Raw genomic sequence first — 11,963 nt, 5'->3', positions numbered from 1 at the left:
GTGACCTTGGTTGCCCGAGTTGCCGCCGCCCTGGTGACCATTGTGACCCTGGCCGCCGCCCTGGTGACCTTGGTTGCCCGAGTTGCCGCCGCCCTGGTGACCATTGTGACCCTGGCCGCCGCCCTGGCCGCCGGTGGTACCTTGGCCGCCGGTGGTGCCTTGGCCGCCGGTGCCACCCTGGCCGCCGGTGCTGCCCTGGCCGCCGGTGCTGCCCTGGCCGCCGGTGCCGCCCTGGCCGCCGGTGCCGCCCTGGCCGCCGGTGCCGCCCTGGCCGCCGGTGCCGCCCTGGCTGCCGGTGCTGCCCTGGCCGCCGGTGGTGCCTTGGCCGCCGGTGGTGCCTTTGTCATCTACCGGACTGCCGCTGCTGCTATCTCTCCCATTGCCATTGGGCTGGCCGCCTCTGCCGGGATTATGATCGGCTGAAGTAGGGGAACCGCCACCTGAGCTCGCGCCTGGGACGGTTTGATTTCCGCCGCCTACGTCTTTTGTTCCGCGTCTGCCGGAGGTTATGTTCGTTGGTTCCGCGCTTATAGTCGCCGTCGGCTGGCAGAGGATTGCCTCAGCCGTCCCCGGCACGGCATTGCCGCAATCGACTACTAATTGCGCGCTTAGGGCACCGGTATCAACGGTGCTCGCCAATAGTGCTTTCTTCGATGCGGCGTAGGATGGGCTGCCGCCTAGGAGTGCTATTCCAAGAATGATCGTCAGCGCGGTCGCATTTGCGCCACTCCGGCCGCCTTTCAGATTTCGATACATTTTTATCGCTCCGCTACACAATCGCCCGGCGCCTTTTCGGCCGGTTTACTGGCAGCGATGTAGTATTTCTGAGCTTCGGCGGATTATTCCTTACTGCCAATTTCTTGCTCTAGCCTGCCACGACATTGATTGTTGCGACGTGACGGCAAGGACACCTCTCGACCACGGAACAACTGCTACGAAACTGGCGAAAAATAGAAGCCGACAGGTAGGGCTTGCATGTCCATAAGAGGCGCGAACTGCACTGCCGCCCTTTGACACGAGACAAGAGGCGTTTGGTCATTCCAGCCGTGGGCGAACCACCGGCGAATTGATCGTGCTGTCGGTATGCGTCATGAAGAGTGCCAAGGGAGATAGGACGGCGAAGTTGCGCAGAGCAGAATGATGATCTGCGCGCATTCGTCGAAGAAAATCAAATCGCCGCTACTCCGGGTTGCCAGCGCGGCGGTCGGCCGCAACGATGCCGCTCGCTCGGGGACCGGCAAGGATCACTTGCCAGACACGTTGGTGCTCGAAGCTTTGGCGGGCGATGAAGGTATAGCCGGTCTTTTCCCAGGATTTGATGCCCCCGCTCAGGTTATCGAGCACATAGTCGCCCTCGCTGAGCCGTGCCATCAGCACGACGTGATTGTTGCCACCTCGGTCCAGCACGACGGCAAGTGCCAACCGGTCCGACCGGAACCCGGCGGCCATCAACTCCTTTTTCTTCATCAACGCGAAATCTTCGCAATCTCCCTTGCCGTCGACTGGCAGCGACCAGTCGTCGCTCTTTCCGGTCGTCGATTGATCGTCGGCCTGCCTGACGTTTGCATTCACCTGGGTATTCACGCGACCCAGGAGAGCGAAGGCCTCGGCATCGCCCATAGCGTGGCCCGAGGCCTTACCGCAAAGCCACGCGTAGTGATGACAGGCCGAGACAAACGGTCGAGGCGCGCCAATGGTCCTGATTGGCTGGAGCATTGAAGCCGCTGCGGCGGTTCCGTGGGATGCAAGTGCACTCGCGAGCGCGAAAATGGCAAAGCGAAAAGGATGCATGGTGTTTTCTCCCGCGAAATGGCTGCGCTCAAGAACTAATAAGCCTTCACCTTCACATTTAGTCGCTGAGACCCTCCTGAATGATTAAACAAGCTACCCGGATGACTAAAATTGCTACGCCGCGCTCGACGGTTGTTTGACGGCCCAATCTTTGAAAACGACCGCCTCTTGCCACCTAGAATGCCCTGGTCTTGCAGTAGCGATCATTCATATGCCTGACTGCCGCCCGGATACGGTTGATATCGCGCCGGATACCCGGTGTCTCCGTCTTCTCGTTGCAGACCGTGCCCGCTTCGCGCTCCCGGCAGGTGAAGCCTGGAAACCACTGCGGCTGATAGATGCCCTTGTATGGCCCGGCTGCATTCACGTCCGACGGATAGAAGGCTTTCGAAAAGTCGATGATCGACACCAATCTTTCATTTCCTGCCTGTCCCAACCGGAATACTGATGTGACGCGAAACCGGCATCCGTCGAGATGCTCGAACATCGTGTCGTGATCGACTTCGTTCTTCTCCTTGCTCAGCCAGTCCCGAAATATCAGCGGGCGCTCGGATATTCGCTCTTGATTTCCATATGGACTATCTTCGCCAACATCCGACTTCCCGCCCCAGGGGGCACAGCAGGGGGCACGGAACGCATACCTCGTGGTGTCCTCACGTTACCGCACGCTCTCCTTTGTAAATAGATAATCCCGTAAATACAAGGCTTTCCGGCCACCTGCGAATACGTGCGGTATGTGCATAAAAAGGACTTAAAATGAATTGCGGCAAGATCTGCTGCGCCTTCAGCGACCGCCTTGATCGACCGGCGGTGGCTGCCGCACTGCTCCCGATGCGAGAAGATGTCGAGCGTCTCGCCCATGCCTTCGAGGTCTGACGCCAATGCCAGAATGCCGGACATGGAGTCGACCTCATTGTAGAAAAATCGGCGTCCGCGCAGCAGGTTCAACGCAATAGCGGCACTGCCGTCAAGCGGGGGCGGCATCGCGTTCGCTCCCCCGCCACGCATTATTATCGCACTCGAATAGAGCGGCCCCTCTCCTCCTTCGATACCGTCGTAGCCCGGTTGGCCGACTATTTGAATGTGATCGGCCAGGCCACGCTCTATCGGACCCCAGCATGCCTGTGCGAGAAGGAGTCCGGGATGTAACCAGAGCGAGTTTGGATCGAGCTCGCCGCCTGGCAAATTTGCCGGATCGGAGGCTATGAGTGTTCCGCCAGGTCCCCCGAGAGCTCCGGGTTGGAAGGAAGGTCTTTGCGCGTGCGGGCCAGTCGTTCCGGGGCGTCGATGCCGCGGAACAGCAACTCGTCCCGAAGCTGCTCCCACTGCGCATCGGTCTCCGCTCGCACCTCCGGCCAATCGTACATCGGCAAGGCGGCAATCAGCCCCACGGAACCGGTGAATTCCTTTGTTGCAAGGAGCTTCTGATCTAATCGCAGTAGCGGCATTGGATGTTATCGCGTTGGGAGGATGATCACTGTTAGATCGATGTCTCGGCCGATGCCAGCGTCGGCTAAAGCTGCCGTCCTCGCGAAGCTTGTTTGCTTCGACGCCTGCAGCGCCCCGGTTGTCAGCTGTCGACAGACAAGGCAGACCGATCAAGTATGCCCTCGATCAGGCCCTTCTTCATCATAGCGGCACGGTCGCACATGTGGGCGACGACGCCGGGGTCGTGGCTGACCAGAATGAAAGTGATACCCTGTGAGGTCTTGAGGTCGTTCAAGAGATTGAGGATCCCTGCCTGTACTGAAACGTCGAGTGCCGAGGTTGGCTCGTCGAGCAGCAACAATTTGGGTTTGAGCAGCAGCGCTCGGGCTATGGCCACGCGCTGCCGCTGTCCGCCGGAAATCTGGTGCGGGTAGCGCTGCGCAACCGCCGCCGGTAGCCCGACCTGGTCGAGCGCAACACGCACGCGTTCGGTAACGTCTGACATGCCGCGGATTGACAGCGGCTCGCCCAAGATGCGCGCGATGTGATGGCGAGGATGCAGCGACGAATATGGATCCTGGAACACCATCTGGATCTCCTCGCGCAGCATCCCGGTGATCCTGCGTCCCGCTGCCAGGGGCTGACCGAAGACCGAAATGTCGCCCTGCCAATTCGTGTTCAACCCGGCGATTGCGCGCAGCACGCTCGTCTTGCCGCATCCGGAAGGTCCGATGAGACCGAAGGTTTCACCAGCGGCAACGTCGAAGGAGACGCCGCGTACGGCCGTGAAGCCCTTCGAGGCGCCCTGAAAGGTGACAGAAAGATCCTTTACCGCCAGCGCGCTCACTGCTCGTCCTCGTAAACCGGCAACCGCGTGCCATAGGTGGCCGCCGACGGTCGCGCCGCCCAAAGCGCGCGGGTATAGGGCGATCCGGCGTGGGAGAGATCGGCGGATGTCATTTCTTCCTCGATACGTCCCTGCCGCATGACGAGCACACGGTCTGCGTAGCGAGACACCTGCTGCAGGTCGTGACTGATCAGCAGCAGGCCCATGCCGAACTCCTCCGTCAACGAACGCAAGAGCGTCAGCATCTGGTCCTGCAGGTCACGGTCGAGAGCCGAAGTCGGCTCGTCGGCAATGAGCAGCTTCGGTCGATTGATCAGCATTGCAGCGATCATCACCCGCTGTCCCATGCCGCCTGAGAGTGCCGCCGGATAGCTTGCGTAGATGCGCTTCGGATCCGGCAGTCCGACTTTCTCCAGCATGTCCAGTGCCCGCTCGCGTCGCTCGACAGCCGAAAGCTTCGTGTGCAGAAGTAGCGCCTCTTCGACCTGCCGACCGACCCGGTGCGCCGGATTGAGGGAATATCTCGGATCCTGCAAAATCAGACCCAGGCCTGTCCCGCGCAGTGCGTTCCAGTCAGCGCTCGAACGCGTGGCCAGGTCCTTGCCGTCAAAGACCAGGCGTCTGGCACGCATGATTGCGCCGCGCGGCAGGAGACCCATTATGGCTCGTCCCGTCATTGACTTGCCAGAGCCGGATTCTCCAACGAGCGCCAGGATCTCGTGTCCGACTGAAAAGGAGATCCGGTCGACAACGGAAACCAGGCCTGCATCGGAGGGAAAGGAGATCGAAAGCTCCTCGGCAGACAGAAGCGGTTCAAGCATGGCGCGGATCCAGAATGTCGCGCAGGCCATCGGCCAGCAAGTTGAAGCCGAGCGAGGCAACAAGGATGGCGAGCCCGGGCGCGGCAGCGACCCACCATTGATCGAAGATCACCTGCGTGCCCTCTGCGACCATTGAACCCCACTCCGCCGTCGGCGGTCGTACTCCAAGGCCAAGGAAGCCAAGGCCGGCGGCAGCAAGGATGATGCCTGAAAGGTCGAGCGCCAGCCGAATGACGGCCGATGGCAACACCAGCGGAAGGACATGTCCCCAGAGCAGCCTGGGCCCCCTGATGCCGACCATTTCGGCTGCCGCGAGATAGTCGCTCTGCCTGAGCGCTCCGGTCTCAACACGAGCCTGACGGGCGTATGCCGGCCAACTCGTCAAGGCGAGCGCCAGTGCACCGTTGATAAGCCCAGGCCCCAGGATCGCAACAAAGGCGAACGACAACAGCAATCGCGGGAAGGACATGACGATGTCGGTGATTCGCATCAGGATACGCTCCGTCGCGCCGCCGAAAAAGCCTGCGAGTATACCAACGGCAATACCGAGCGGCGCCATCAGCAATGCCACAATGAGCACCAGGAGCAGGGTCGGCCGTGCCCCGTAGATCAAGCGCGAGAGGATGTCGCGTCCGAAGCCATCGGTGCCGAGCCAGTGGGCAGCACTCGGGGCCATGAGGCGATTGGCCGTTTCCTGCAGATTCGGATCGTAGGGCGCGACAAACGGCGCAAGCAGCGCAACGGCGAGGATGAAAATCACGATGCCACCGCCCGACGCTGCCGAAGGGGACCGAAGCATCCGCCAACCAAAGGACATCCCGCCGATCCGCGCTTGTTCGATGGCGCTCATCGCTTTCTTTCCACTTCCAGCCGAGCCACGGCGAGATCGGTTAGCGCGTTGAGAAGCACAAAGGAGGCACCGACGACAAGCGTAGCTCCCAGGATCGCAGGCATGTCGCCCGCAAACATCGCCGTCGTCAGGTAACGTCCGATACCGGGCCACGCAAAGACAGTTTCGGTCAGGACGGCTCCCTCAAGCAGGCTTGCATAGGAAAGGGCAATCACAGTCAGCAGCGTCCCGGAGATGTTCGGCAGAATATGGACGAAGACGATCCGCCCCAGGCCGGCTCCTTTTGCTCGTGCGGTGGCTATATACTCCTGGCCGAGCTCGGTAATGATCGACGCCCTCGTCAACCGCGAGATTGCCGCAAGAGCATGAATGGCAAGCACGGTCGCCGGCAATGCCAGATGGGCCAGCGCATCACGAAAGGCACCAGGCTTGCCGGAACGCCACGTGTCGATCAGCGCGAAACCGGTGACAGGCTTGACGGTGTACTGGAACACGACATCCGCCCTGCCCGGCCCGGGCGCCCAATGCAGCCGGGCGTAGAAGAGCAACAGCAGCAAAAGGCCGAGCCAGAAGATAGGCACCGAATAGCCAAACAGAGATACAAGGCGGCAAACACCGTCGATCCATGCCCCCTGCCGCATTGCCGCGATGATGCCGAGCGCCAGGCCGATCGTCGCGCCAAGGACGATTGCCGTCGTGGCAAGCTCTATCGTCGCCGGAAACGTACGGGCGATATCATGCGCGACCGGCTGACCGGTCGAGATTGACTGGCCGAGATTGCCAGAAAGCGCCGTCTCGACATAGCGCAGGAACTGCAGCGGCAACGGCTGGTCGAGCCCGAGTTCGAGCCGCGCCTGTTCATAGGTCGACTGGCTGGCATGGTCGCCAACGAGTTGCAGCGCCGGATCGATGGGGGAAAGCCGCGTCATGGCAAAGGTCACGATTGCCAGCCCAAAGAGCGTCAGTGCAAAGGACCACAGCCACTTGATAAGGGGCACGACGAAAGACAACTCCCGCCAGCTTCTGTGCTGGCGGGAGTTGCTCATGTCGGCATTAGGGGGTGTTGCCGCCTGCGGCACTTATTTTTCTACCTTGTCGTAATAAACCTGGTCTGCGTTCAGACCTTGGGCATAGTTCTTCACCTTGTCGCTTAGCACGACCTGGTCGTTGCCTTGAAGCGTAAAGATGTAGGGCGAGCTTGCCTGGATCTTCCTTTGCAGATCCTGATAGAGCGCCGCGCGCTTGGCGGGGTCCTGTTCCTTGACGGCAGCAAGCGTCGCGTCGGTCAGTTCGGGGATCACCCAGCCGGCCTGCTTGGCAACCGTGTTGGCTGAATTGTCCTTGTTGATGGCGAAGGCACTGGCGTTCGAGTGAGCGTCGAAATAGTCCGGGATCCAATAACGCAGGGTCATCTCGTATTTGCCGGCGCGTCCACGGGCATAGATGTCGCTTGCAACACCCGGCTGGATGTCCAGCGTGACGCCGGCCTGCGCGAAGGTCGACTGCAGCGACTGCGCGATCGAAAGGAACGGCTGGTCGTTGAAGACGATGAATTCGATCTTGAACGGCGTCTTGATACCGGCATCCGCCAGAATCTTCTTCGCCTTGTCGACATCGAGCTTGAAGGGGGTATCCGTCAGCGCACCGGGGAAGCCTACCGGCAGGAACGACTGATGGACGGTGCTCTGGCCACGCAGCAGGTTTTTGGCAATGCCGTCATAGTCCACAAGGTAACGCGCAGCCTCCCAGAACGCCGGATTGCCGAGCGTCTCGTTCGCCTTGCTGTTCAAGAGGATGTAGTCGGTGCGGGCCGAGGCAACAGAGAGGACCTTAATGCCGCTCTTATCCTTCAGCGCTTCAATCTGGTCGGCAGAGAGGCCCCGGGCGATATCGGCATCGCCCTGCTCAACGAGCAGGCGGCGGGCGCCGACGTCCGGCACGTTGCGGATGATGACACTCTCGAGCTTCGGCTTGTCGTTCGAATTGGCATTGGCCTGGAGCACCAGCGCCTCGTGGGGCGTGTAGGTGCCGATCGCGTAGGCACCGCTGCCAGCCGAATTGGTCTTCAGCCATGCATTGCCGAAATCGTTGTCCTTTGCGTTTGCGGCAACGGTCTGCTCGTCGACGATCGAGGCGATCGGCGCCGTCAGTAGCGACAGCGCGAAGCCTGAGCCGACATCGGCCGTCCAGGTGAGCTTCACATGCTTGTCATCAACCTTGGTGACGGCAGCATTGACATTATCGGCCTTCCAGCCGAGCTCGTTCAGGATGAAGGCCGGCGACTTGTTGAGCTTGACGGCGCGCGTCAGCGAGAAGATCACGTCCTCCGGGCGCACCGGGTTACCGGAGGCGAACTTCGCGTCGGCGAGCGCAAAGGTCAGGCTCTTGCCGTCGCTGCCGGCTTCCCAGGAAGCGGCAAGCGCCGGATCGATCTTGGTGCCGTCATCACGATTTGACTGAACGAGGCGCTGGTAGAGATTGTTGAAGGACTGGACGGTGGTGAGCTCGAAGCCCTCAGCCGGGTCGAAGCTAACGGCGTCATCAATCGACTGGGCAACGACCAGAACGTTCGGCGGCGTTTCGGCATGGACCGGCGCACCGATCAACAACCCCAGGCTAAAAACGGTGCCAAGCAATTTCGCACGGCGAGCAATAAAATTCATATGCATATCTCCACAAAGTAGTGCCTAGCGCGGCAACCGCGCTTGGTAGCCGCCTATTGGCCGCAAAATAGCTGGGCGCTCACGGGTCACGAGTGCGGATCGTTCCATTTATCTGTTCGTCGATGGAAAATCTTTCCGTCAGGGACCGCTGGCAGCGCGGCCGGCTCGGCGCGTGCCCATTTGCCCTATCCATATGCTTCACGGTTCCTCCCGTGGCAACGCAGAATCCAGTGGAGCCTTGGCGTGCCGGATGAAACAGGCATGCCCGGGCGATTGCATTTCGAGCAAACGCGCATTGTAATAGACCATCGGGCGGAAAATCAGGCAGCGCTTAATGGACCCAACTCACCTGTTCGAGCTGGTGATCGTGATGTTCTTGGCGATCATCGCGTTGCATTACGCTGCTCACCGGTTTGGCTTGCCGCCCTCCGTAGCGCTGCTCGCCGGGGGTGCGCTGCTTGCCTTTTTGCCGGGTCTGCCAGCCATTGCCATTGATCCCGATCTGGTACTCGTCATCTTCCTGCCACCACTGTTGATGGACGGTGCCTGGTTCATCGCTCTCGGCCGGCTGCGCCGCCACATGATCGGCATTGCTTCGCTTGCCGTCGGCGCGGTATTTTTCACCTGCGCCGTCGTGGCAGTCGCGGTCCACTTCCTCTTTCCTTCCTTGCCATGGGCGGCCTGCGCAGTTCTCGGGGCGATCGTGTCACCACCCGATGCGATCTCCGCTCGCGCCGTGCTGCAACGGGTCAAGCTGCCACGCCGCCTTCAAATCCTGCTCGAGGGCGAGAGCCTGCTCAATGATGCAAGCGGTTTGGTGCTGTTCCGGTTTGCCATCGCCGCCGGCGTCACGGGTGCCTTCAGCACGGCCGAGGCGATGGGAAGTTTCTTCCTGCTGGCGCTCGGCGGCGCCGCCGTCGGCATAGCCATCGGGACGGTATGGGTGGTGTTTGTCCGCCGCCTGAACGACGAATACCTGATCATAGCGGCCACGACCCTGCTCGCCTGGATGTCCTATATGCTCGGCGAAATGATCCATGTTTCCGGCGTCATCGCCACCGTGACGACGGGCCTGATCGCGGGCTGGTATCAGCATACCGTCTTTTCGGCCTCGGCGCGCATGCGCGGCACCTCGTTCTGGACTGTGATGATCTTTCTGATGGAAGCCTCGGTTTTCATGCTGATCGGGTCATCCTTGCGGGGCGTGGTCGAACGTGGCGGTGGCTTCGGCGTCGTGATCGCCACCATGGGATTGCCGATGCTCGTGGTCCTGGTCGCACTTACGCTTGCGCGCTTCGCTTGGGTGTTTGGATCAAACCTTGTGGTCGAATTCTGCAATGTCTTGGGCCTTAGGCGATACGCGCCGCTTGGCGGGCGCGCTTCAGTCGTTCTGAGCTGGGCGGGCGTTCGCGGTGTGGTTACACTTGCCCTGGCGCTGAGCGTGCCCGAAGGCTTTCCCGGCCGCGATTTCATTTTGGTGACGTCGTTCGCCGTCATTGTCGGGACCGTACTGGTCCAGGGCACGACGCTGGGGCGCCTGATCGAATGGGCAAAGCTGATCGAGCCGGAGTCGGAAAAGGCGCGCCTCAACCTGAGCCAGGCCGAAGCCGCCATGGCTCAGGCGCAATTGGCGACCGTAAAGGACAGGGCCTACGACACGGAAGGCAATCTCATCCATCCTCGTCTGCTGGAGCGCTATCAACTCAGGGCCAAGGTGATCGTCGACTATATCCAGAAAACGGAACACCACGACGTTCTGCTCCATGCCCATTTCGATGTCGTTCTGGCGGCGATCGCCACCGGACGCCGTGAACTGATCCGTCTTCACCGCGCCGGTGATATCGATGACGAAACGCTGCACGAACTGGAACGAGACCTCGATCTCGAAGAATTGAGCGCGCTTTCCGCCAAGTCCTAGCTGTCGCGGATCATGACCTAAATCTCGCTGCGCCTTGAAGGACAATCCTCCTGCAGCAAACGGTTGGCCCACATGACGTTCGGCGACGTTCTCACGCTACTCGACCAGGTTTGACCAATGCCAGGGCTGGCGGACCCGCCATGAATCTAGCGCCTAGATCCGGTGTCTTTCGCCAGTTGGTTCGACCAGGTCGGCAGAGGCTCCGGGCCAGTCCTTCAATACGGATCTTATTGAATTCACGTCCATGAGGTTAAATGCTGTCGACAACGCATCTGCCGTGGTCGCGTCATCAGCGATAACGGTTACTCTCCGATAGGCCATCGGCGCGCTGCCCGTTTTTGGGTGGAGGATGTGCCCGAACTTGCCGTCTTCGTCGAAGACGAAGCCAGTCGGGCTGGACGTGGCGACCGCCCGATTTACGATGGACAGCACCGCATCGGGATCCAGGCTGTCTTCGGTTGTGGCCAACCCGACATGCCATGGCGTTCCATCCGATTGTGCGCCGACCGCCCGTTCCTCACCCATGTTCACAAGACAACTGTCGAAGCCTTCGTTCCGTAACATATAGGCTACTCGATCGGTAATGAACCCCTGGGCAACGCCATTCAGGGTCATCGCCATTCCCCGCTCGGCGAAGGCGATGCGGTCCGAGCCATACCTTACGGCTTCGAAGCCGACCTTGCCGAGAGCCCTGTTCAGCTTGGTCTGGCTGGGCCCGAATTCATCTCCATGCGCCGATGCAAAGTGATCGCGATACACCTCCCATACCGGCTGCACGGTAGGATCGAACAACCCGCCGGTCCTTTCCCAGACCCGCAGACACTGGTCGAGCAAGGACACCATCTCTGGCGAAGACACGGCAACCCCACCTACCCGATTGAGTTCCGCGAGGATCGAATCGTCCCGATACAGACTGAAAATTCCTTCTAGCCGAGCAACTTCAAGAACGATCTCATCTATTAACCGCCGAGCCTTCGCCATATTGCCGTGATGCAGGACCAGCTTGGCCCGCGCTCCGAGTGCTTGACCGGTCCAGACGACGACCGGCGCATCGGCTTTCGCGGCGGAGCTGGAGTAAAGCAGCGGAAGTCCGGCTGCCGCTGCGATAATTCCTATGGCACGTCGCCTGGTTATGGCCCTAACCATTGGATTCAATCTCCGTGCTCGCGGGTGCGCTGGTAGACGTTCCGAGAACATCCTGATCCTTGATTTCCCCGAGGATCGAAACTCTGCCGCCGTTCTTTTGCGCAAACTCTTCGGCGTCTGCCCGAACGGAGAAAGGAACGGTTTCCGGTGCGCCCATCCCGCCGTGAACCTTGCTGCCCACAACGAAGAATGCGCGATCGGCTTCAACCCAGTTTTGACTTCCCGGCGCTTCCCAACTGGTAGCGTGGCTCATGTCCGATACGTAGATTGCAGCAATGTCCTTTGGTTCTTCCGGAAGCCGGGTAAATGCAACTGCATCACGCGACGAACTGAACCAGACCGGCTTTCCGCCATTTTTTAGGAGAACCTGTCCTTTCGGCCCCGCATGCTCCAGCACGTTCATGCCGCAGAAATGATCCACGGCATCGGAGGTAAGCTCCAACGGAGGAGGCACGATGGTCTCGGCCTTCTCGCAAGCGCTTAACAGAGATGCCATAAG

13 protein-coding genes are annotated in these 11,963 nt (G+C 60.5%); 2 read left to right on the top strand and 11 right to left on the bottom strand.

Annotation, left to right across the window (positions count from 1 at the left end; all coding sequences use genetic code 11):
* Positions 1 to 423: hypothetical protein (locus IB248_RS31335; protein WP_210332998.1), on the top strand; the 423-nt coding region annotated here is incomplete at its 5' end.
* Between the two features lie 756 nt (positions 424 to 1,179).
* Here IB248_RS31335 and IB248_RS13265 read toward each other — a convergent pair.
* The 9 genes from IB248_RS13265 to IB248_RS13225 form a co-directional block, all read right to left on the bottom strand.
* Complete coding sequence (locus IB248_RS13265) at positions 1,180 to 1,791, bottom strand: transglutaminase-like cysteine peptidase (protein WP_192241046.1); 612 nt, start codon at positions 1,789 to 1,791, stop codon at positions 1,180 to 1,182.
* A 175-nt stretch (positions 1,792 to 1,966) separates the two neighbouring features.
* Positions 1,967 to 2,200: a hypothetical protein gene (locus IB248_RS13260; protein ID WP_156828766.1), complete on the bottom strand. Its 234-nt coding sequence runs from the start codon at positions 2,198 to 2,200 to the stop codon at positions 1,967 to 1,969.
* Between the two features lie 128 nt (positions 2,201 to 2,328).
* Positions 2,329 to 2,775, bottom strand: a complete 447-nt coding sequence (locus IB248_RS13255) for a PhnD/SsuA/transferrin family substrate-binding protein (protein ID WP_246779243.1) — start codon at positions 2,773 to 2,775, stop codon at positions 2,329 to 2,331.
* A gap of 218 nt (positions 2,776 to 2,993) precedes the next feature.
* Complete coding sequence (locus IB248_RS13250) at positions 2,994 to 3,239, bottom strand: hypothetical protein (protein ID WP_192241044.1); 246 nt, start codon at positions 3,237 to 3,239, stop codon at positions 2,994 to 2,996.
* A 122-nt stretch (positions 3,240 to 3,361) separates the two neighbouring features.
* Positions 3,362 to 4,057: an ABC transporter ATP-binding protein gene (locus IB248_RS13245; RefSeq protein ID WP_210333005.1), complete on the bottom strand. Its 696-nt coding sequence runs from the start codon at positions 4,055 to 4,057 to the stop codon at positions 3,362 to 3,364.
* A gap of 5 nt (positions 4,058 to 4,062) precedes the next feature.
* Positions 4,063 to 4,887: an ABC transporter ATP-binding protein gene (locus IB248_RS13240; RefSeq protein WP_112641073.1), complete on the bottom strand. Its 825-nt coding sequence runs from the start codon at positions 4,885 to 4,887 to the stop codon at positions 4,063 to 4,065.
* Positions 4,880 to 5,737 carry an ABC transporter permease gene (locus IB248_RS13235; RefSeq protein ID WP_192241042.1) on the bottom strand — a complete coding sequence of 286 codons (858 nt, stop codon included), beginning with the start codon at positions 5,735 to 5,737 and terminating at the stop codon, positions 4,880 to 4,882. The genes IB248_RS13240 and IB248_RS13235 overlap by 8 nt, the downstream gene beginning before the upstream one ends.
* Positions 5,734 to 6,816, bottom strand: coding sequence for an ABC transporter permease (locus IB248_RS13230; protein WP_348648598.1), 1,083 nt, complete (start codon positions 6,814 to 6,816; stop codon positions 5,734 to 5,736). The genes IB248_RS13235 and IB248_RS13230 overlap by 4 nt, the downstream gene beginning before the upstream one ends.
* A complete protein-coding gene (locus IB248_RS13225; RefSeq protein WP_192241040.1) occupies positions 6,817 to 8,400 on the bottom strand; it encodes an ABC transporter substrate-binding protein in 1,584 nt (527 codons plus the stop codon).
* A gap of 334 nt (positions 8,401 to 8,734) precedes the next feature.
* On the opposite strand from IB248_RS13225, the gene IB248_RS13220 reads away from it, so the two are divergent.
* Positions 8,735 to 10,318, top strand: coding sequence for a Na+/H+ antiporter (locus tag IB248_RS13220; RefSeq protein WP_192241039.1), 1,584 nt, complete (start codon positions 8,735 to 8,737; stop codon positions 10,316 to 10,318).
* A 153-nt stretch (positions 10,319 to 10,471) separates the two neighbouring features.
* Here IB248_RS13220 and IB248_RS13215 read toward each other — a convergent pair whose 3' ends face one another.
* Both IB248_RS13215 and IB248_RS13210 read right to left on the bottom strand, forming a co-directional pair.
* Positions 10,472 to 11,464, bottom strand: a complete 993-nt coding sequence (locus tag IB248_RS13215; protein WP_192241038.1) for an FAD:protein FMN transferase — start codon at positions 11,462 to 11,464, stop codon at positions 10,472 to 10,474.
* A complete protein-coding gene (locus tag IB248_RS13210) occupies positions 11,457 to 11,960 on the bottom strand; it encodes a nitrous oxide reductase accessory protein NosL (RefSeq protein ID WP_192241054.1) in 504 nt (167 codons plus the stop codon). Before IB248_RS13210 ends, IB248_RS13215 begins: the two co-directional genes overlap by 8 nt.
* Positions 11,961 to 11,963 lie beyond the last annotated feature (3 nt).

This window comes from Rhizobium sp. RHZ01 (assembly GCF_014851595.1).
Taxonomy (GTDB): Bacteria; Pseudomonadota; Alphaproteobacteria; order Rhizobiales; family Rhizobiaceae; genus Rhizobium; species Rhizobium altiplani.
The sequence above is the reverse complement of the archived record's forward strand: the minus strand, read 5'-3'. Positions and strand labels throughout refer to the sequence as shown.